Origin of the sequence: Gemmobacter caeni, from assembly GCF_003054195.1 — a bacterium.
In the GTDB taxonomy this organism is placed as follows: Bacteria; Pseudomonadota; Alphaproteobacteria; order Rhodobacterales; family Rhodobacteraceae; genus Gemmobacter; species Gemmobacter caeni.
Genome location: NZ_QBKP01000004.1, coordinates 71,081 through 87,558, shown reverse-complemented (window position 1 = coordinate 87,558; position 16,478 = coordinate 71,081). Strand labels below are relative to the sequence as shown.

General features: G+C 62.3%; 28 protein-coding genes. 1 reads left to right on the top strand and 27 read right to left on the bottom strand.

Annotated features, from left to right (window positions below; all coding sequences use genetic code 11):
* Positions 1–16 precede the first annotated feature (16 nt).
* The 8 genes from C8N34_RS07795 to rplO form a co-directional block, all read right to left on the bottom strand.
* On the bottom strand, positions 17–1,405 hold the full coding sequence (locus C8N34_RS07795; RefSeq protein WP_108128404.1) for a trypsin-like peptidase domain-containing protein: 1,389 nt from the start codon (positions 1,403–1,405) through the stop codon (positions 17–19).
* Positions 1,406–1,560: 155 nt separating this feature from the next.
* Positions 1,561–1,980 carry a 50S ribosomal protein L17 gene (gene rplQ / locus C8N34_RS07790; RefSeq protein ID WP_054301600.1) on the bottom strand — a complete coding sequence of 140 codons (420 nt, stop codon included), beginning with the start codon at positions 1,978–1,980 and terminating at the stop codon, positions 1,561–1,563.
* A gap of 126 nt (positions 1,981–2,106) precedes the next feature.
* Positions 2,107–3,123, bottom strand: coding sequence for a DNA-directed RNA polymerase subunit alpha (locus tag C8N34_RS07785; RefSeq protein ID WP_054301601.1), 1,017 nt, complete (start codon positions 3,121–3,123; stop codon positions 2,107–2,109).
* Positions 3,124–3,238: 115 nt separating this feature from the next.
* On the bottom strand, positions 3,239–3,628 hold the full coding sequence (gene rpsK, locus C8N34_RS07780) for a 30S ribosomal protein S11 (RefSeq protein ID WP_054301602.1): 390 nt from the start codon (positions 3,626–3,628) through the stop codon (positions 3,239–3,241).
* 14 nt (positions 3,629–3,642) lie between these two features.
* Positions 3,643–4,011, bottom strand: coding sequence for a 30S ribosomal protein S13 (gene rpsM, locus C8N34_RS07775; protein WP_054301603.1), 369 nt, complete (start codon positions 4,009–4,011; stop codon positions 3,643–3,645).
* Between the two features lie 209 nt (positions 4,012–4,220).
* Positions 4,221–4,805 (bottom strand): adenylate kinase, encoded by a 585-nt coding sequence (locus C8N34_RS07770; protein WP_054301604.1) that lies wholly within the window; start codon positions 4,803–4,805, stop codon positions 4,221–4,223.
* A gap of 22 nt (positions 4,806–4,827) precedes the next feature.
* Complete coding sequence (gene secY / locus C8N34_RS07765; RefSeq protein WP_054301605.1) at positions 4,828–6,186, bottom strand: preprotein translocase subunit SecY; 1,359 nt, start codon at positions 6,184–6,186, stop codon at positions 4,828–4,830.
* 102 nt (positions 6,187–6,288) lie between these two features.
* Positions 6,289–6,768, bottom strand: coding sequence for a 50S ribosomal protein L15 (gene rplO, locus C8N34_RS07760; protein ID WP_054301606.1), 480 nt, complete (start codon positions 6,766–6,768; stop codon positions 6,289–6,291).
* A 196-nt stretch (positions 6,769–6,964) separates the two neighbouring features.
* Here rplO and C8N34_RS07755 point away from each other — a divergent pair, with 196 nt between their 5' ends.
* A complete protein-coding gene (locus C8N34_RS07755) occupies positions 6,965–7,564 on the top strand; it encodes a DUF998 domain-containing protein (RefSeq protein ID WP_108128403.1) in 600 nt (199 codons plus the stop codon).
* Between the two features lie 50 nt (positions 7,565–7,614).
* Here C8N34_RS07755 and rpmD read toward each other — a convergent pair whose 3' ends face one another.
* From rpmD to rplC, 19 genes are all read right to left on the bottom strand, one after another.
* The gene (gene rpmD, locus C8N34_RS07750) at positions 7,615–7,806 is read right to left on the bottom strand and encodes a 50S ribosomal protein L30 (protein WP_054301608.1); all 192 of its coding nucleotides are present in this window, start codon (positions 7,804–7,806) and stop codon (positions 7,615–7,617) included.
* A 10-nt stretch (positions 7,807–7,816) separates the two neighbouring features.
* Entirely contained in the window at positions 7,817–8,374 is a 558-nt protein-coding gene (rpsE, locus tag C8N34_RS07745; RefSeq protein ID WP_082400730.1) for a 30S ribosomal protein S5, read from the bottom strand.
* A gap of 10 nt (positions 8,375–8,384) precedes the next feature.
* A complete protein-coding gene (gene rplR, locus C8N34_RS07740) occupies positions 8,385–8,744 on the bottom strand; it encodes a 50S ribosomal protein L18 (RefSeq protein WP_054301630.1) in 360 nt (119 codons plus the stop codon).
* Positions 8,745–8,755: 11 nt separating this feature from the next.
* Positions 8,756–9,289, bottom strand: a complete 534-nt coding sequence (gene rplF / locus C8N34_RS07735) for a 50S ribosomal protein L6 (RefSeq protein ID WP_054301610.1) — start codon at positions 9,287–9,289, stop codon at positions 8,756–8,758.
* Between the two features lie 10 nt (positions 9,290–9,299).
* Positions 9,300–9,698: a 30S ribosomal protein S8 gene (gene rpsH, locus C8N34_RS07730; RefSeq protein ID WP_054301611.1), complete on the bottom strand. Its 399-nt coding sequence runs from the start codon at positions 9,696–9,698 to the stop codon at positions 9,300–9,302.
* A 12-nt stretch (positions 9,699–9,710) separates the two neighbouring features.
* Positions 9,711–10,016, bottom strand: a complete 306-nt coding sequence (gene rpsN, locus C8N34_RS07725) for a 30S ribosomal protein S14 (protein ID WP_054301612.1) — start codon at positions 10,014–10,016, stop codon at positions 9,711–9,713.
* Positions 10,017–10,034: 18 nt separating this feature from the next.
* Positions 10,035–10,595 (bottom strand): 50S ribosomal protein L5, encoded by a 561-nt coding sequence (gene rplE, locus C8N34_RS07720; protein ID WP_054301613.1) that lies wholly within the window; start codon positions 10,593–10,595, stop codon positions 10,035–10,037.
* A complete protein-coding gene (gene rplX, locus C8N34_RS07715) occupies positions 10,595–10,900 on the bottom strand; it encodes a 50S ribosomal protein L24 (RefSeq protein WP_054301614.1) in 306 nt (101 codons plus the stop codon). The genes rplE and rplX overlap by 1 nt, the downstream gene beginning before the upstream one ends.
* 1 nt (position 10,901) lies before the next feature.
* Positions 10,902–11,270 (bottom strand): 50S ribosomal protein L14, encoded by a 369-nt coding sequence (rplN, locus tag C8N34_RS07710; RefSeq protein ID WP_023666245.1) that lies wholly within the window; start codon positions 11,268–11,270, stop codon positions 10,902–10,904.
* An 85-nt stretch (positions 11,271–11,355) separates the two neighbouring features.
* Positions 11,356–11,589 carry a 30S ribosomal protein S17 gene (gene rpsQ / locus C8N34_RS07705; RefSeq protein WP_054301615.1) on the bottom strand — a complete coding sequence of 78 codons (234 nt, stop codon included), beginning with the start codon at positions 11,587–11,589 and terminating at the stop codon, positions 11,356–11,358.
* A gap of 11 nt (positions 11,590–11,600) precedes the next feature.
* Complete coding sequence (gene rpmC, locus C8N34_RS07700; protein WP_054301616.1) at positions 11,601–11,801, bottom strand: 50S ribosomal protein L29; 201 nt, start codon at positions 11,799–11,801, stop codon at positions 11,601–11,603.
* A gap of 220 nt (positions 11,802–12,021) precedes the next feature.
* Positions 12,022–12,435 carry a 50S ribosomal protein L16 gene (gene rplP, locus C8N34_RS07695; RefSeq protein ID WP_054301617.1) on the bottom strand — a complete coding sequence of 138 codons (414 nt, stop codon included), beginning with the start codon at positions 12,433–12,435 and terminating at the stop codon, positions 12,022–12,024.
* A 14-nt stretch (positions 12,436–12,449) separates the two neighbouring features.
* Positions 12,450–13,160, bottom strand: coding sequence for a 30S ribosomal protein S3 (rpsC, locus tag C8N34_RS07690; protein WP_054301618.1), 711 nt, complete (start codon positions 13,158–13,160; stop codon positions 12,450–12,452).
* The gene (gene rplV, locus C8N34_RS07685; protein ID WP_054301619.1) at positions 13,160–13,540 is read right to left on the bottom strand and encodes a 50S ribosomal protein L22; all 381 of its coding nucleotides are present in this window, start codon (positions 13,538–13,540) and stop codon (positions 13,160–13,162) included. Before rplV ends, rpsC begins: the two co-directional genes overlap by 1 nt.
* Positions 13,541–13,543: 3 nt before the next feature.
* A complete protein-coding gene (gene rpsS, locus C8N34_RS07680; RefSeq protein ID WP_054301620.1) occupies positions 13,544–13,822 on the bottom strand; it encodes a 30S ribosomal protein S19 in 279 nt (92 codons plus the stop codon).
* A 3-nt stretch (positions 13,823–13,825) separates the two neighbouring features.
* Complete coding sequence (gene rplB, locus C8N34_RS07675) at positions 13,826–14,665, bottom strand: 50S ribosomal protein L2 (protein ID WP_054301621.1); 840 nt, start codon at positions 14,663–14,665, stop codon at positions 13,826–13,828.
* Between the two features lie 172 nt (positions 14,666–14,837).
* Positions 14,838–15,137 carry a 50S ribosomal protein L23 gene (locus C8N34_RS07670; protein ID WP_054301622.1) on the bottom strand — a complete coding sequence of 100 codons (300 nt, stop codon included), beginning with the start codon at positions 15,135–15,137 and terminating at the stop codon, positions 14,838–14,840.
* Complete coding sequence (rplD, locus tag C8N34_RS07665; RefSeq protein ID WP_108128402.1) at positions 15,134–15,754, bottom strand: 50S ribosomal protein L4; 621 nt, start codon at positions 15,752–15,754, stop codon at positions 15,134–15,136. Before rplD ends, C8N34_RS07670 begins: the two co-directional genes overlap by 4 nt.
* The gene (gene rplC / locus C8N34_RS07660; RefSeq protein WP_108128401.1) at positions 15,751–16,467 is read right to left on the bottom strand and encodes a 50S ribosomal protein L3; all 717 of its coding nucleotides are present in this window, start codon (positions 16,465–16,467) and stop codon (positions 15,751–15,753) included. Before rplC ends, rplD begins: the two co-directional genes overlap by 4 nt.
* Positions 16,468–16,478: the final 11 nt, after the last annotated feature.

Genomic DNA, 16,478 nt, shown 5'->3' with positions numbered 1-16,478 from the left:
CACGGGCGGCGAAAGGTCAGATGCGGAAACGCAGCAAAAGCTGCTGCCCGCCGCGCTGCACCTCGATACCCCAGCGGCGCGGACCAGGCGCGGTCAGCCGCATCACATCGCCGGGCACCTTGACCGCCTCGCCATTGATCGTCCGCAGCACATCGCCCGGCCGCAACCCGGTGCGTGCCGCCAGCCCTTCTGCATTCGTCACGATCACGCCGTCGGTTGGGCTGTCGCTCAGTTCCAGTTCGTCCAGCACCGCCGGATTGATGCGCGCCACCTCCAGCCCCTGCAACACGCTGCTTTCGCCCAGCGTCACCGCCTCGCGCGGCGGGCTGTCGGGCGGCGCGACCAGCGCGACCCTCGCCTGACGCGCCTCGCCCCGATGCAGGTAATCCACCGTAATCTCACGACCCACCCCAAGCGCCGCCAGCCGGAACATCACACCCTGCGGCGTATCCGTCGCCTCGCCATCGACCGACAGGATGATGTCACCGACCTCCAGCCCCGCCGCCCTGAACGGGCTGTCCGGGTGCAGTGCCGACAGAACTACCCCTTCGGGCCGCGGCAGACCCAGCGCCTCGGCCATGGCCGAATCCATCGCCTGCCCGGTCACCCCGGCCCAGGGCCGTTTGAACCGCGTCTCGCCCGCCTTGGCCTGATCAATGAAGTTACGCACCAGATTGGCGGGAATCGCAAACCCGATCCCGTTGGACCCGCCGCCCTTGGTGACGATGGCGGTATTGATGCCGACAAGCTGCCCTTTCATATCGACCAGCGCACCCCCCGAATTGCCGGGGTTGATGGCCGCATCTGTCTGCACGAAATAGCTGCGCCCGCCGCCCACCGCCAGCGACGACCGGCCAAGCCCCGAGACGATGCCCGAAGACACCGTCTGCCCGACGCCGAACGGGTTGCCGATGGCCAGAACCAGATCGCCCACCTCCAGATCATCGGAATTGCGCAACAGCAGCGAGGGCAGATCGGCCGCGCCTTCAAGTTGCAGCACCGCAAGATCGGCCTGCTCATCCGCCAGCAGCACATGCGCGCGATATTCACGGCGGTCCGACAGCTCCACCCGGATCTCGGTGGCCTGCCCGACAACGTGGTAATTGGAGACCACGATCCCCTCGGGGCTGACGATCACCCCCGAACCGAGCGAGTTCTGCACGCGCGGGGTAACACGGCCGAAATCCTGAAAGAACTGCTCGAAGAACGGATCGCCGGCAAATGGCGTCTCGCGCCGCTGCACCACGACTGTTGCATAGATATTCACCACCGCCGGGGTCGCGGCCTTCACCACGGGCGCGAAGCTCATGGTGATCTCCGCCTGCGAGCCAGGCACGGTATCGGCGGGTGCGGTGACGGGAAGCAGCATCAGGCAGGCGGCGAGGGCGACTGGCAAACGAGGCATCAAAAGGCTCCGGCTTCAGGCTGTTCATCCCGATATGGCGCGATGCCCGCCGAAGGTGCAAGGCGCGCGGCCTCACAAAACCGGGACCGCCCCCCAGCAAATGCAAAAGGCCCGCCGTTACGGCGGGCCTTCCTGTGCCTGAAACGGCGGGAGGATCAGTCCTCCGCAGCCTCTTCGGCCTCAGCGCGGGCGCGGTCGGCAGCGCCTTTGGCCGAGGGGTCACGATCCACGAATTCGATGATCGCCATCGGTGCCATGTCGCCATAGCGGAAACCGGCTTTCAGGATACGGACGTAGCCGCCCTGGCGGTCCTTGTAGCGCGGGCCGAGGATGTCGAACAGGCGCGCAACGTGCTTGTCTTCTTTCAGCTGGGCAGCAGCCTGACGACGGGCGTGCAGATCGCCGCGCTTCGCCAGCGTGATCAGCTTCTCGATGATCGGACGCAGTTCCTTCGCTTTCGGAAGGGTGGTCTTGATCTGCTCGTGCTCGATGAGCGAGCCGGACATATTGGCGAACAGCGCCTTGCGGTGTTCGTGGGTGCGGTTCAGACGGCGGTAGCCGCGAGCGTGACGCATGGTGGTCTCCTACGGTTTTGCTTTGTGTTGCAGCCCTGCGTTGGGGCCGCGTCGTTGGGGCGGAATTGCCCAGGGTTCCCCGCCAGTGCGGGCATTGCAGGAGGGCGTTACCGCCCCCCTTTAACCTCAGAACTGGTCTTCGAAGCGCTTGGCCAGATCTTCGATGTTCTCCGGCGGCCAGTCCTCGACATCCATGCCAAGGTGCAGACCCATGCCCGAGAGCACTTCCTTGATCTCGTTCAGCGACTTGCGGCCGAAGTTCGGGGTGCGCAGCATCTCGGCTTCGGTTTTCTGGATCAGATCGCCGATATAGACGATGTTGTCGTTCTTCAGGCAGTTCGCCGAACGGACCGACAGCTCCAGCTCGTCGACCTTCTTCAGCAGCAGCGGGTTGAATTCCAGCCCGTCTTCCACTTCGCTCCGCGAAGCCGATTCCGGCTCGTCGAAGTTCACGAAGATGGCCAGCTGATCCTGAAGAATACGCGCGGCATAAGCCACGGCATCCTCGGGGGTCAGGCCGCCGTTGGTTTCGATCTTCATGGTCAGCTTGTCATAGTCCAGCACCTGACCTTCGCGGGTCGGCTGCACTTCGTAGCTGACTTTCTTGACCGGAGAGAAGATGGCGTCGATGGCGATGAGGCCGATCGGCGCGTCTTCCGGCTTGTTCTTGTCGGCCGAGACATAGCCCTTGCCGGTATTCACCGTCAGTTCCATGTAGACATCGGCACCGTCGTCGAGGTGGCAGATCACATGGTCCTTGTTCAGGACTTCGATGCCATTCGACTCCGAAATATCGGCAGCGGTCACGACGCCCGGCCCCTTGGCCGAGATCGACAGGCGCTTCGGCCCCTCGACTTCCATCTTCAGCGACACGCCCTTGAGGTTCAGCACGATGTCGGTGACGTCCTCACGAACGCCCGCAACGCTGGAAAACTCGTGCAGAACATTGTCGATCTGGACGGCGGTGATCGCGCCGCCCTGCAGCGACGACATCAGCACGCGGCGCAGCGCATTGCCCAGCGTCAGGCCGAAGCCACGTTCCAGCGGTTCCGCGACAACCGTCGCGGTGCGCGAGGCATCAGGCCCCGGCTTCACGACAAGCTGCGTCGGCTTGATCAGTTCCGCCCAATTCTTGTGGATCATGCTTTCGCCTCCATTCCTGTTTTCCGCCCATGACCAAGAAGCGGAAAACGCCCGAGGTTCAGAAATACGAAACCGGGCCGCGCAAACATGGCGCGGCCCGATCGAAACTCATGCGTCAGACGCGACGACGCTTGGGCGGGCGGCAACCGTTGTGCGCCAGCGGGGTCACGTCGCGGATCGAGGTGATGGTCAGGCCAACCGCGGCCAGCGCGCGCAGCGCCGATTCGCGGCCCGAACCCGGACCCTGCACTTCAACCTCGACGGTCTTCATGCCATGTTCCTGCGCCTTGCGGGCAGCATCCTCAGCGGCCATCTGGGCGGCGTAGGGGGTCGATTTGCGCGAACCCTTGAAGCCCATGGTACCCGAGGACGACCACGAGATCGCGTTGCCCTGGACGTCAGAGATCAGGATTTTGGTGTTGTTGAACGAGGAGTTCACATGAACAACGCCAGCAGCGATGTTCTTGCGCTCTTTCCGCTTCATGCGGGTCTTGTCACGAGCCATGTCTCACCCTCCCCTTACTTCTTCTTGCCGGCGATCGGCTTCGCCGGGCCCTTGCGGGTACGGGCGTTGGTGTGGGTGCGCTGACCGCGAACCGGCAGGTTCCGACGGTGACGCAGGCCGCGGTAGCAGCCGAGGTCCATCAGGCGCTTGATGTTCATCGACACTTCACGGCGCAGGTCGCCTTCAACGGTGAAGTTGGCGTCGATGTATTCACGGATGGCCAGAACTTCGGCATCCGTCAGTTCGTTCACGCGACGGGCACGGTCGATCTTCAGGGCTTCGCAGATCTGCTCGGCATAGAAAGCGCCGATGCCATGGATGTATTGGAGTGCGATCGGGACGCGCTTCCCGGTCGGGATGTTGACGCCAGCAATACGTGCCACGCGTATCTTCCTTCATTGTTGCGGTTCCGTAATGCCAGAACCTTTTTTCACAACTCCGGTGCGGCCTGAGGAGTGCATTAACAGCCGCCCGGTTCGAGAGCCCCTGACCGATTCTCCGATACGGAAAACGAAAGCCACGGACGATTCCCTTTCGGGACGCCGTGGCTTAGGGGGTTTTCAGACGCCCGTCAAGGCGTCGGAGGAAAGTTTCACTTGCTGTCAAGCAGTTTCGCAATTGCCACGCCGACATCCGCCATCGGGGCCATGCCATCCACCTGCTTCAGGTCGCCCTTGGCATAGTAGTAGCCCAGAAGCGGCGCTGTCTTCTTATAATACTCGCGCAGACGACCAGCAAAAACCTCGGGGTTATCGTCGGCGCGGACGGGCTGACCCGCCGCCGCCGCTTCCTCGGCCCGGCGGACGATACGGGCAACCAGTGCCTCATCATCCACCACCAGCTCGATCACCGCATCCAGCTTCTGCCCGGTGCGCGCCAGCAGCGCACCCAGGGCATCAGCCTGAGCGAGGGTGCGCGGGAAGCCGTCGAAGATGAAGCCGCCGCCCGCCGGGCCCGCCATCTTTTCCTCGATCAGCCCGATGACGATCTCGTCCGTCACCAGTTGCCCCTTGTCCATCACTTCGGCGACGCGACGGCCCATCTCGGTGCCCGAGGTCTTGGCCTCGCGCAGCATGTCGCCGGTCGACAGCTGCACCATGTTCCGTTCGTCCACCAGCCGCTTGGCTTGCGTACCCTTGCCTGCGCCCGGCGGTCCCAGAAGGATGATATTGACCATGGTGTGCTGTCCCTCGTGTATTTTAGCGACGCGTCGGCGTCTTGGCCCCGCTGCGCTTTCGGCCGCGAAGCTGCGATTTTTCGATCAGCCCTTCATACTGGTGCGCCAGCAGATGCGACTGGATCTGGTTGATCGTATCCATCGTCACCGAAACCACGATCAGCACGGAAGTCCCACCAAAGTAGAAGGGGATCGAAAGCTGATGGCGGATGATCTCGGGCAGCAGGCAGACGAAGGCCAGATAGGCGGCACCGAGCACGAGAACCCGGTTCACGACATATTCCAGATATTCCTCGGTCTTCTTGCCGGGGCGGATACCGGGCACGAAACCGTTCTGGTTCTTCAGGTTCTCGGCCACGTCATCAACCTTGAACGACACGTTGAACGTGTAGAAATAGGCGAAGAACACGATCATCGACGTGAAGAACAGCAGATACAGCGGCTGCCCCGGCCCGAAATAGGCGAGGATGGTCGACATCACCGGCCCCGTCCCCTGCCCCGAGAAGGCGGCGATGGTGGTCGGCAGCAGCAGCAGCGACGAGGCAAAGATCGCCGGGATCACGCCCGCCGGGTTGACCTTGACCGGCAGGTGCGACGAGCCGCCGTCATAAATCTTCATCCCGACCTGACGGCGCGGATACTGGATATGGATCTTGCGCAGGGCGCGTTCCATGAACACCACAAAGGCGATCACGACGACGACCATCACGATCACACCGATGATGACGCCGGGCGAGATCGCACCCGAACGGCCCTGGCTGAAGAATTGTGCCAGCGCAGCGGGAATTTCGGCCACGATGCCGACGAAGATGATGAGCGAGGTGCCGTTGCCGATGCCGCGCGCGGTGATCTGCTCGCCCAGCCACATCAGGAACATCGTGCCGCCTACCAGCGTCACCACGACCGACAGCTTGAAGAACAGCCCCGGATCATGCGCGAGATCCCCGGCCTCAAGACTGACCGCAATCCCCCAGGCCTGAAACAGCGCCAGCGCCACGGTGCCGTAGCGCGTATACTGGTTCATCTTCTTGCGGCCTTGCTCGCCCTCTTTCTTCAGCTGCTCCAGCGCGGGCACCATGGCCGCCAGAAGCTGAACGATGATCGAGGCCGAGATATAGGGCATGATGCCAAGCGCAAAGATGCCCATACGGCTGATCGCGCCGCCGGTGAACATGTTCAGAATGCCGCCCAGACCGGCCGAAACTCCCGACATGAACTCGCGCAGCGCCTGACCGTCGATCCCCGGCACGGGGATGTAGGTGCCCAGACGATAGACGATCAGAAGGCCGATGGTGAAGAAGATGCGTTGGCGAAGGTCCGTGGCCTTGCCAAGGGCGCCCCAGCTGAGGTTCGCCGCCATTTGCTCTGCAGCAGATGCCATGCCCGTGTCTTTCATGATTGCGCCGCCGAACCGGGGTTTTCCGGTCGGCGGCGCGGGAAAACTCTGCACCGATGTAAGCGGTCTGGCGACCGCTCACAACCTTTATTCCGCCGCAGCCGCCGCAGCTTCCGCCACGCTGAGCTTGCCGCCAGCCTTGGCGACCGCGTCGATGGCAGCCTGCGAGGCGCCGGTGACGGTCAGCGTGACTTTCGACTTGATCTCGCCCTTGGCCAGAACGCGGATACCGTCACGCTTGCGCGAGGTGACGCCGGCAGCAACCAGCATGTCTTCGGTGATCTCGGCCTTGGCGTCCAGCTTGCCAGCCTCGATGAACTTCTCGATCAGACCGAGGTTCACAACGGCATAGTGCTTGGCGTTCGGCTTGTTGAAGCCGCGCTTCGGCAGACGACGGTAAAGCGGCATCTGGCCGCCTTCGTAGCCGCCCAGAGCAACGCCCGAACGCGATTTCTGACCCTTGATACCACGACCGGCGGTCTTGCCCTTGCCCGAACCCGGGCCGCGCGCAACGCGCTTCTGCTTGCGGGCCGCGCCTTCGTTGTCGCGCAGTTCATTCAGTTTCATGTCGCTTCTCCTTGGCCGGAAATGCCCCCACAAGCGACAGAGGGGCACACACGGCATATGATGGTGATTCTCGTGGCGTGGACGCCACCGGGGGCGTATAGACGTCATTCCTGCGTCACGCAAGCTTTCGCGCCCGAAACTTGACCTTGGCCGCCCCTGCCCTTTCTATGAGACAGGACGGACGCGGGAGGGCCGGATGTCCAGTCTCTACCTTGCATCAGCTCTGGCTTATCTGGCCGTCATCATCCTGTTTGCGGCGCTGCATCTGCGCGGCGATTACAGCCCGATCCGGCAGGCCCTCAGCGATTATGGTATCGGGCCGTCGCATCCGTTGTTTGTCGGCTATGCGGTGGCGGGGATCGCCGCGAGCAGTCTGCTCGCCGCTGCCGTGCTGGAAGACGGCCGCTTCACCCTGCGCGCCGGTCTGTGCCTTCTGGGCATGGCCGCTCTGCCGCTGGGCGTGGTGGCCTATCCGACGGATATCGAGGGCGAGCCGTCAAGCCGCACGGGCAGGCTGCACCTGGCCTTCGCAGTTGCCAATTTTGCGCTGGCGTATATCGCCATCGACGACCTGTTTCCCGATGCGGAAAGCCTGCCGCCCGCTGCGTTCCGCCACCTGCTTGGCGCGCTTTACTGGGTCGTGACGGCATCGCTGCTCGGGGTCGCGGTCTGCCTCGTTCACGCGCTGCGCCACAGGATCTTTGGACTGCTGGAGCGGCTTTATCTGTTCAGCTCGGCACTGTGGCTTGGTCTCTTTGCCCTTGGAATGGCACTGGCACCACATGGCGCGCAATGAAAACGCCCCGCCGGTTGGGCGGGGCGTTTCCGATCTCGGATGCGTAGCGATCAGCCGCGCTCTTCGATGATTTTCACAAGATGCGAGATCTTGTTGACCATGCCGCGAACCGCCGGAGTGTCCTCCAGTTCACGGGTGCGGCGCAGCTTGTTCAGGCCGAGGCCCTTCAGCGTCGCGGTCTGGATGGCGGGGCGGCGCGCGGCCGAAGCCACTTGCTGCACGACGATGGTTTTCTTGGCCATGGTCTACTCCTTACGCCTCGACAGCTTCATCTTCGGGCTTCTTCAGGATGTCGGCCACTTTCTTGCCGCGACGCTGCGCGACCTGACGGGGGCTCGATTCCTGCTTCAGACCGTCGATGGTCGCGCGGATCATGTTGTAAGGGTTCTGCGAACCCAGCGACTTCGCCACCACGTCCTGGATGCCCAGCATCTCGAACACGGCGCGCATCGGACCACCGGCGATGATCCCGGTACCGGGAACAGCCGCGCGCATCACAACACGACCGGCGCCATGACGGCCTTCCATGTCGTGGTGCAGGGTGCGCGAGTCTTTCAGCGGCACGCGAACGAGCGAGCGCTTGGCCTGCTCGGTCGCCTTGCGGATCGCCTCGGGCACTTCTTTCGCCTTGCCCTTGCCGAAGCCCACGCGGCCGCGCTGGTCGCCGACAACCACGAGTGCAGCAAAGCCGAAGCGTTTGCCGCCTTTCACGGTTTTCGACACGCGGTTGATCGCCACGAGACGATCGGCGAATTCCGGGGTTTCCTCGCGCTCGGCGCGGCGTTCCCGGCGGTTTTCACGTTCTGCCATCATCGTCTCCTTAGAACTTCAGGCCGCCTTCACGGGCAGCATCGGCCAAGGCCTTGATCTTCCCGTGAAAGAGGAAACCACCGCGGTCGAAGTAGCACTCTTCGACACCGGCCGCCTTGGCACGTTCCGCAATCGTGGCGCCCACCTTCGCGGCGGCCTCCACGTTGTTCTTGCCCACGAAGCCCAGCTCTTTCTCCAGCGTCGAAGCCGAAGCGAGCGTCACGCCGCGCACGTCGTCGATCAGCTGAACGCTGATGTTCTTCGACGAGCGGTGCACAGACAGGCGGGCGCGTCCAGCGGACATCGCCTTCAGTTTGTTCCGGACGCGCAGGCGGCGCTTGAGGAACAGCTCTCTTTTGTTGTTCGCCATTTTCGCCACCCTTACTTCTTCTTGCCTTCCTTGCGGAAGATGAACTCACCCTTGTAGCGGATGCCCTTGCCCTTGTAGGGCTCGGGACGTTTCCACTCACGGATGTTCGCAGCGACCTGGCCAACGAGTTGCTGGTCGATGCCTTCCACAACGATTTCGGTCTGCTTCGGGGACGTGACGGTCACGCCCTGAGGCACTTCGAAGTTCACTTCATGCGAATAGCCAAGCGACAGTTTCAGGATATTGCCCTGCATCGCGGCGCGGTAACCCACGCCCTGAATTTCGAGCTCTTTCTTGAAGCCGTCGGTCACGCCGATGACGAGGTTTTCGACCATCGAGCGGGCCATGCCCCACTGCTGGCGCGCACGCTTGGAGGTGCCGCGCGGGGTCACCTTCACAGCGCCGTCTTCCAGCGACAGGGTCACATCGTCGGTCGCGGTGAAGGAACGGGTGCCTTTCGGCCCCTTCACTTCGATCGACTGGCCTTTGATTTCGGCCGAGACGCCCTTGGGAAGCGCGACGGGTTTTTTGCCGATACGAGACATCTAACCCTCCTCAGAACACGGTGCAGAGCACTTCGCCGCCAACATTGGCGGAACGTGCAGCTGCATCGGACATCACGCCCTTGGGGGTCGACACGATGGAAACGCCCAGGCCATTGCGGACCGACGGGATTTCCTTGACGCCCATGTAGACGCGACGGCCGGGTTTCGACACGCGCTTCAGTTCACGGATGACCGGCTCGCCTTCGAAATACTTCAGCGAGATCACCAGCTCGCCCTGACCATTGTCGGTCGAGGCACGCTCGTAACCACGGATGTAACCTTCCGAGGCCAGCACATCCAGAACCCAGGCGCGAAGCTTCGAGGCCGGGGTCGAGACAGTCGATTTACCGCGCGCCTGAGCGTTGCGGATGCGGGTCAGCATATCGCCGAGAGGATCGTTCACAGACATGGTCGCTCCTCCTTACCAGCTCGACTTGACCATGCCCGGGATCTGGCCGAAGGAGGCCAGCTCGCGCAGCATGATCCGCGACAGTTTCAGCTTACGATAGTAAGCATGGGGACGGCCGGTGAGCTGGCAGCGGTTGTGCAGCCGGGTCGCCGACGAGTTGCGGGGCAGTTGGGCCAGCTTCTGTGCCGCTGCGAAACGCTCGGCAACGGGCAGGTCCTGGTTCGAGATGATCTCTTTGAGAGCAGCGCGCTTGGCGGCGTAGACGTCCACCAGATGCTGACGCTTCTTCTCGCGTTCGATCATGGATTTTTTAGCCATAATGATTTCCTCGCGCGATCAGCTGGAGAACGGCATGTTGAAGTGCTTGAGCAGCGACTTCGCTTCAGCGTCGGTCTTGGCGTTGGTGCAGATGATGATGTCCATGCCCAGAACGTCGTCGATCTTGTCGAACTCGATTTCGGGGAACACGATCTGCTCTTTCAGCCCCATGGCATAGTTGCCACGGCCATCGAACGACGTGCCCTTGACGCCGCGGAAGTCGCGGACGCGCGGCAGCGCGACGTTGATGAGACGGTCGAGGAATTCATACATGCGGTCACCGCGCAGGGTCACCTTGCAGCCCAGCGGCATCTCTTCCCGCACACGGAAGCCGGCGATCGACTTCTTGGCGTGGGTGATGACAGCCTTCTGACCGGCAATCGCGGTCAGCTGCTCGGCGGCGGCTTTCACCTTCTTGGTGTCCTTCACCGCTTCGCCAACGCCCATGTTGATCACGATCTTGTCCAGACGCGGGATCTGCATGTCGTTCTTGTAGCTGAATTCTTCTTTCAGCGCGGCGCGGATTCGGGTTTTGAACTCGGCCTTCAGACGCGGGGTGTATTCGGCAGCGTCAAGCATCAGATCACGTCCCCCGTGGTCTTGGCGAAGCGCACTTTCTTGCCGTCTTCCATGCGGAAGCCGACGCGGGTGGCCTTGCCGTTCTTGTCAACGATGGCGAGGTTCGACAGGTCGATCGGCATCGCCTTGGCGATGCGGCCACCCTGCGACGAGGCCGATTGCTTGGTGTGGCGGATGGCGATGTTCACGCCCTCGACAACGGCCTTGTTCGCCGACGGGTTCACCGAGGTGATCTCGCCCTGCTTGCCCTTGTCCTTGCCAGTCAGCACGACAACCGTGTCGCCTTTTTTCAGCTTCGCAGCCATATCACAGCACCTCCGGCGCCAGCGAGATGATCTTCATGAAGTTCTTGGCACGCAGTTCGCGCACGACCGGCCCGAAGATACGGGTGCCGACCGGTTCGCCCTGGTTGTTCAGGATGACGGCGGCATTACGGTCGAAGCGGATCGAGGTGCCGTCTTCACGACGGACTTCCTTGGCGGTGCGAACGACAACGGCCTTGCGGACGTCACCCTTCTTCACGCGACCCTTCGGAATCGCCTCCTTGACCGACACCACGATGATGTCGCCCACGGATGCGTAGCGGCGGTGCGAGCCGCCCAGAACCTTGATGCACTGAACCCGGCGAGCGCCGGAGTTGTCAGCAACATCCAGATTGGTCTGCATCTGGATCATTTGGTTTCTCCCGACCTTTGGAGCGGCTGATCAGCACCGCCCCAGGGTTTCGTTCAGATGACTGAACGATGGGACCGGAGCCTTCTCAGGCCTCGGCCACCACCGTCCAGCGCTTCGTCTTCGAGATCGGCGCGCATTCTTCAATGCGCACGGTGTCACCGACCTTGAACTTGTTATCCGCGTCGTGAGCGCGATATTTCTTCGACTTCCGCACGGTCTTTTGCAGAAGCGGGTGCTTGAAGCGACGCTCAACCAGAACGGTGATGGTCTGTTCGTTCTTGTCCGAGGTGACGACACCTTGCAGGATACGCTTGGGCATGTGCCTACTCCTCAGTTCGCAGCTTCAGCAGCTTGCTGGTTCAGAACCGTCATGATGCGGGCGACTTCCTTGCGGACGGCACGCATGCGGGCGGTGTTCTCAAGCTGGCCGGTCGCCTGCTGGAAGCGCAGGTTGAACGCTTCCTTCTTCAGCGCCACGAGCTGCTCGCGCAGCTCGGCCGGCGCCTTGGCCTTCAGTTCCTTGGCGGTCATACGCCTGTTCCTTTTCACAATCGCCAGACGGCCCCTGTTTTATGGGGTGACCGTTACCCTGGCGGATCAATGACAAATCCGCGAATCTCCGGTCACCCGGAATCCGCAGGATGCGGTTCCTTACCGGAGGGGGCCTGCAAGGGCAAGGGAAACTTTGCCGCAAGCAAAAGCCCCCGGCCTTTCGGACCGGGGGCTTTCAATCTTTCGGGTCAGACCGGGATTACCAGTCTTCGCGAACCACGATGCGCGAGGTGACCGGCAGCTTCATCGCGCCGAGGCGCAGGGCCTCGCGGGCGATGACTTCGGACACGCCGTCGATCTCGAACATCACGCGGCCCGGCTTCACCTTGCACGCCCAGTAGTCGATCGAGCCCTTGCCTTTACCCATCCGCACTTCGGTCGGTTTCGACGAAACCGGAACATCCGGGAAAATGCGGATCCAGACGCGACCCTGACGCTTCATGTGGCGGGTGATCGCACGACGGGCAGCTTCGATCTGGCGCGCGGTCACACGCTCCGGCTCGGTTGCCTTCAGGCCGAAGGTGCCGAAGTTCAGGGCGAAACCGCCCTTGGCTTCGCCGTGGATCCGGCCCTTGTGCTGTTTGCGGAACTTCGTCCGTTTCGGTTGCAGCATCTTTCTCTACTCCCTTACGCGCGCTCGCGGTCGCGGCGCTGCGGACGCGGAGACGGGGTCTCTTCCGACAGACGACGGTCATGCGCTTGCGGGTCGTGCTCAAGGATCTCGCCTTTGAAGACCCAGACCTTCACACCGATGATCCCGTAAGGGGTCTTGGCTTCCGACAGCGCATAGTCGATGTCGGCGCGCAGGGTGTGCAGCGGCACGCGGCCTTCACGATACCATTCGGTCCGCGCGATTTCCGCGCCGCCCAGACGGCCCGAGACGTTCACACGGATGCCGAGGGCACCCAGACGCATCGCGTTCTGCACGCCACGCTTCATGGCGCGACGGAAGGAAACGCGACGTTCCATCTGCTGAGCGATCGATTCGGCCACCAGTTGCGCGTCGAGCTCCGGCTTGCGGACTTCGACGATGTTCAGGTGCAGTTCCGAAGCGGTGAACTTCGACAGCTTCTTGCGAAGCGTCTCGATGTCCGCGCCTTTCTTGCCGATGATGACGCCCGGACGCGCAGCGTGAATGGTCACGCGGCACTTCTTGTGCGGACGTTCGATGATCACTTTCGAGATCCCGGCCTGCTTGACTTCCTCATGGATGAAGTCGCGCATCTTGAGATCTTCGAGCAGCAGATCGCCGTAATCTTTCGAATCAGCGAACCAGCGGCTGTCCCAGGTCCGGTTGACCTGAAGACGCATCCCGATAGGGTTGACCTTCTGACCCATTACGCAGTCTCCCCTTTCTGACGCACCTTGATGGTGATTTCCGAGAACGGCTTCATGATCTTGCCGAACCGGCCACGCGCACGCGGACGGCCACGTTTCATCACCAGGTTCTTGCCGCACCAGGCTTCGGCAACCACCAGTTCGTCAACGTCGAGACCGTGGTTGTTTTCAGCGTTGGCAACAGCCGACTGAAGGCACTTCAGAACGTCCTGCGCAATCCGCTTCTTCGAGAAGGTGAGGTCGGCAATCGCCTTGTCCACCTTCTTGCCGCGGATCAGGCCGGCAACCAGATTGAGCTTCTGCGGCGAGGTGCGAAGCATACGGGCTTTCGCCATCGCTTCGTTGTCCGCCACGCGGCGCGGATTCTTTTCCTTACCCATGGCTTACTTCCTCTTGGCTTTCTTGTCGGCCGCGTGACCGTAGTAGGTCCGCGTCGGCGAATATTCACCGAACTTCTGGCCGATCATTTCTTCGGTCACCGCGACGGGGATGTGCTTCTTGCCGTTGTAGACGGCAAAGGTCAGACCCACGAATTGCGGCAGGATCGTCGAGCGACGCGACCAGATCTTGATCACTTCGTTCTTGCCCGACTCGCGCGCCTTCTCTGCTTTCTTCAGCAGGTAGGCATCGACGAAGGGGCCTTTCCAGATAGAACGTGCCATGGATTAGCGTCCCTTCTTCTTCGCGTGGCGCGACCGGACGATATACTTGTCGGTCTGCTTGTTCGAACGGGTGCGGTTGCCCTTGGTGCCCTTGCCCCACGGAGTAACCGGGTGACGGCCGCCCGAGGTCCGGCCTTCACCACCGCCGTGCGGGTGGTCGATCGGGTTCATCGCGACGCCGCGGACGGTCGGACGCACGCCCTTGTGGCGCATACGACCGGCTTTACCGAAGTTCTGGTTCGAGTTGTCCGGGTTCGACACGGCACCGACGGTCGCCATGCATTCCTGACGCACCATGCGCAGCTCGCCCGAGGACAGCCGGATCTGGGCATAGCCACCGTCACGACCGACGAACTGGGCATAGGTGCCGGCAGCACGGGCCAGCTGGCCGCCCTTGCCGGGCTTCAGCTCGACGTTGTGGACGATCGTACCGATCGGCATACCCGAGAAGGGCATCGCATTGCCCGGCTTCACGTCGGTCTTGGCGCCGGCGACAACGGTGTCACCCACGGCCAGACGCTGCGGAGCGAGGATGTAGGCCAGTTCGCCATCGTTGTATTTCACGAGAGCGATGAAGGCGGTGCGGTTCGGATCGTATTCGATCCGCTCGACGACCGCCGGAACGTCGAACTTGCGACGCTTGAAGTCAACGACGCGGTAGAGACGCTTCGCGCCACCACCCTTGTGCCACATCGTGACGCGTCCGGTGTTGTTACGGCCACCCGTCTTGGTCAGACCCTCGGTGAGGGCTTTGACCGGACGGCCTTTGAACAGCTCCGAACGGTCGATCAGAACCAGCCCACGCTGGCCAGGCGTCGTCGGTTTATACGACTTGAGTGCCATGCTTTCTGTCTTCCGTTAGCTTGCGCATAACGCCCCTCGGTCCTTGCGGCTTTCAGGTCGCTTTCGCGCGGTTGAAGGGCTCCGAAGATCCCCGGTGACATGCGAAATCAGATTCCGCAAAAGACCGGCGGCCCCGGAAATCCCGGGGCCGCGCGATTCGTAGCGGCTTCTATCAGAGGCCCGAGGCCACGTCGATAGTGTTCCCCTCTTCGAGGATCACATAAGCCTTCTTCTTGTCCGAGCGCTCACCCGCGATGCCGCGGAAGCGCTTGTTCTTGCCCTTGGCGACAACGGTGTTCACGGCCTTCACCTTCACACCAAAGACGGCCTCAACGGCTTCCTTGATCTGGGGCTTGGTCGCATCCATCGACACGAGGAACGTCGCCGCATTCGAGACTTCGGCCGCGAGGGTCGTTTTCTCGGTGATGATCGGCTTCTTGATCAGGTCGTAATGTTCGGGCTTGGCGGTCATTTCAGACGAGCCTCCAGAGCTTCGATCCCGGCCTTGGTGATGACCAGCTGGTCACGGCGCAGGATGTCATAGACGTTGGCACCCATCGACGGCAGAACATCGATGGTCTCGATGTTGCGGGCGGCCTTGACGAAGTTCTCGTTCACTTCCGCACCGTCGATGATCAGAACGCGCTTCCAGCCCAGTTCCTTCGCCGCCTTCGCCAGCTGCGCGGTCTTGGCTTCCGCCATGGCCAGCGTATCGACGATGATCAGCTCACCCGCCTTGGCTTTCGCCGAGAGCGCGTGACGCAGACCCAGAGCGCGGAACTTCTTCGGCAGGTCATGGGCGTGCGACCGCGGGGTCGGGCCCTTGTAGACGCCACCGTGACGGAAGATCGGCGCCTTCTTGGAACCGTGGCGGGCGCCGCCGGTGCCTTTCTGGCGATAGATCTTCTTGGTCGAGTAGGACACGTCCGACTTGCCCAGAACCGAGTGCGTGCCAGCCTGTGCTTTCGCACGCTGCCAGCGCACCACACGGTGCAGGATGTCGGCGCGCGGCTCGAGGCCGAACAGCGCTTCGTCCAGATCGATGGAACCGGCCTTGCCGCCGTCCAGCTTGATCACATCAAGTTTCATGCTTCACCCCCTTCGACGGCGGCTTCAGCAGCCGGAGCAGCCGAACGCACGGCAGCCGGCAGCGGCAGACCGGCCGGAGCCGCTTTCTTCACCGCATCCTTGATGGTGACCCAGCCACCCTTGGAACCGGGCACGGCGCCCTTCACCAGGATCAGGCCACGGTCGGCATCGGTCTTCACGACTTGCAGGTTCTGCGTGGTCACACGCACGGCACCCAGATGGCCAGCCATCTTCTTGCCCTTGAACACCTTGCCGGGGTCCTGGCACTGGCCGGTCGAACCGTGCGAACGGTGCGAGATCGACACACCGTGCGAGGCGCGCAGACCACCGAAGTTGTGACGCTTCATCGCACCGGCAAAGCCTTTACCGATCGAGGTGCCCGCGATGTCAACGAACTGACCCGCGAGGTAATGGTCGGCGGTGATTTCCGCGCCCACATCGATCAGGTTTTCGGCCGACACGCGGAACTCGGCCACTTTGCGCTTCGGCGCCACATTCGCTTTCGCGAAGTGACCACGCTGCGCGGCGGTCGTGTTCTTGGCCTTGGCGGAACCGGCACCCAGCTGAACGGCGGTATAGCCATCCTTGTCAGCGGTACGCTGTGCGACCACTTGCAGGGCGTCGAGTTGAAGAACGGTCACAGGAACCTGCTTGCCGTCTTCGAGGAACAGCCGGGTCATGCCCAGCTTCTTGGCGATAACACCAGAACGCATCTGCTTCGCCT

Bases quoted from the DNA above. Each gene is read 5' to 3' on its own strand.
- C8N34_RS07795 (WP_108128404.1), bottom strand. From the start codon at position 1,405: ATGCCTCGTTTGCCAGTCGCCCTCGCCGCCTGCCTGATGCTGCTTCCC.
- rplQ (WP_054301600.1), bottom strand. From the start codon at position 1,980: ATGCGTCACGCTCGCGGCTACCGCCGTCTGAACCGCACCCACGAACAC.
- C8N34_RS07785 (WP_054301601.1), bottom strand. From the start codon at position 3,123: ATGATCCACAAGAATTGGGCGGAACTGATCAAGCCGACGCAGCTTGTC.
- rpsK (WP_054301602.1), bottom strand. From the start codon at position 3,628: ATGGCTCGTGACAAGACCCGCATGAAGCGGAAAGAGCGCAAGAACATC.
- C8N34_RS07770 (WP_054301604.1), bottom strand. From the start codon at position 4,805: ATGGTCAATATCATCCTTCTGGGACCGCCGGGCGCAGGCAAGGGTACG.
- secY (WP_054301605.1), bottom strand. From the start codon at position 6,186: ATGGCATCTGCTGCAGAGCAAATGGCGGCGAACCTCAGCTGGGGCGCC.
- rplO (WP_054301606.1), bottom strand. From the start codon at position 6,768: ATGAAACTGAATGAACTGCGCGACAACGAAGGCGCGGCCCGCAAGCAG.
- C8N34_RS07755 (WP_108128403.1), top strand. From the start codon at position 6,965: ATGTCCAGTCTCTACCTTGCATCAGCTCTGGCTTATCTGGCCGTCATC.
- rpmD (WP_054301608.1), bottom strand. From the start codon at position 7,806: ATGGCCAAGAAAACCATCGTCGTGCAGCAAGTGGCTTCGGCCGCGCGC.
- rpsE (WP_082400730.1), bottom strand. From the start codon at position 8,374: ATGGCAGAACGTGAAAACCGCCGGGAACGCCGCGCCGAGCGCGAGGAA.
- rplR (WP_054301630.1), bottom strand. From the start codon at position 8,744: ATGGCGAACAACAAAAGAGAGCTGTTCCTCAAGCGCCGCCTGCGCGTC.
- rplF (WP_054301610.1), bottom strand. From the start codon at position 9,289: ATGTCTCGTATCGGCAAAAAACCCGTCGCGCTTCCCAAGGGCGTCTCG.
- rpsH (WP_054301611.1), bottom strand. From the start codon at position 9,698: ATGTCTGTGAACGATCCTCTCGGCGATATGCTGACCCGCATCCGCAAC.
- rpsN (WP_054301612.1), bottom strand. From the start codon at position 10,016: ATGGCTAAAAAATCCATGATCGAACGCGAGAAGAAGCGTCAGCATCTG.
- rplE (WP_054301613.1), bottom strand. From the start codon at position 10,595: ATGCTTGACGCTGCCGAATACACCCCGCGTCTGAAGGCCGAGTTCAAA.
- rplX (WP_054301614.1), bottom strand. From the start codon at position 10,900: ATGGCTGCGAAGCTGAAAAAAGGCGACACGGTTGTCGTGCTGACTGGC.
- rplN (WP_023666245.1), bottom strand. From the start codon at position 11,270: ATGATCCAGATGCAGACCAATCTGGATGTTGCTGACAACTCCGGCGCT.
- rpsQ (WP_054301615.1), bottom strand. From the start codon at position 11,589: ATGCCCAAGCGTATCCTGCAAGGTGTCGTCACCTCGGACAAGAACGAA.
- rpmC (WP_054301616.1), bottom strand. From the start codon at position 11,801: ATGACCGCCAAGGAACTGAAGGCCAAGGCGCCGGCCGAGCTGCGCGAG.
- rplP (WP_054301617.1), bottom strand. From the start codon at position 12,435: ATGCTGCAACCGAAACGGACGAAGTTCCGCAAACAGCACAAGGGCCGG.
- rpsC (WP_054301618.1), bottom strand. From the start codon at position 13,160: ATGGGTCAGAAGGTCAACCCTATCGGGATGCGTCTTCAGGTCAACCGG.
- rplV (WP_054301619.1), bottom strand. From the start codon at position 13,540: ATGGGTAAGGAAAAGAATCCGCGCCGCGTGGCGGACAACGAAGCGATG.
- rpsS (WP_054301620.1), bottom strand. From the start codon at position 13,822: ATGGCACGTTCTATCTGGAAAGGCCCCTTCGTCGATGCCTACCTGCTG.
- rplB (WP_054301621.1), bottom strand. From the start codon at position 14,665: ATGGCACTCAAGTCGTATAAACCGACGACGCCTGGCCAGCGTGGGCTG.
- C8N34_RS07670 (WP_054301622.1), bottom strand. From the start codon at position 15,137: ATGACCGCCAAGCCCGAACATTACGACCTGATCAAGAAGCCGATCATC.
- rplD (WP_108128402.1), bottom strand. From the start codon at position 15,754: ATGAAACTTGATGTGATCAAGCTGGACGGCGGCAAGGCCGGTTCCATC.
- rplC (WP_108128401.1), bottom strand. From the start codon at position 16,467: ATGCGTTCTGGTGTTATCGCCAAGAAGCTGGGCATGACCCGGCTGTTC.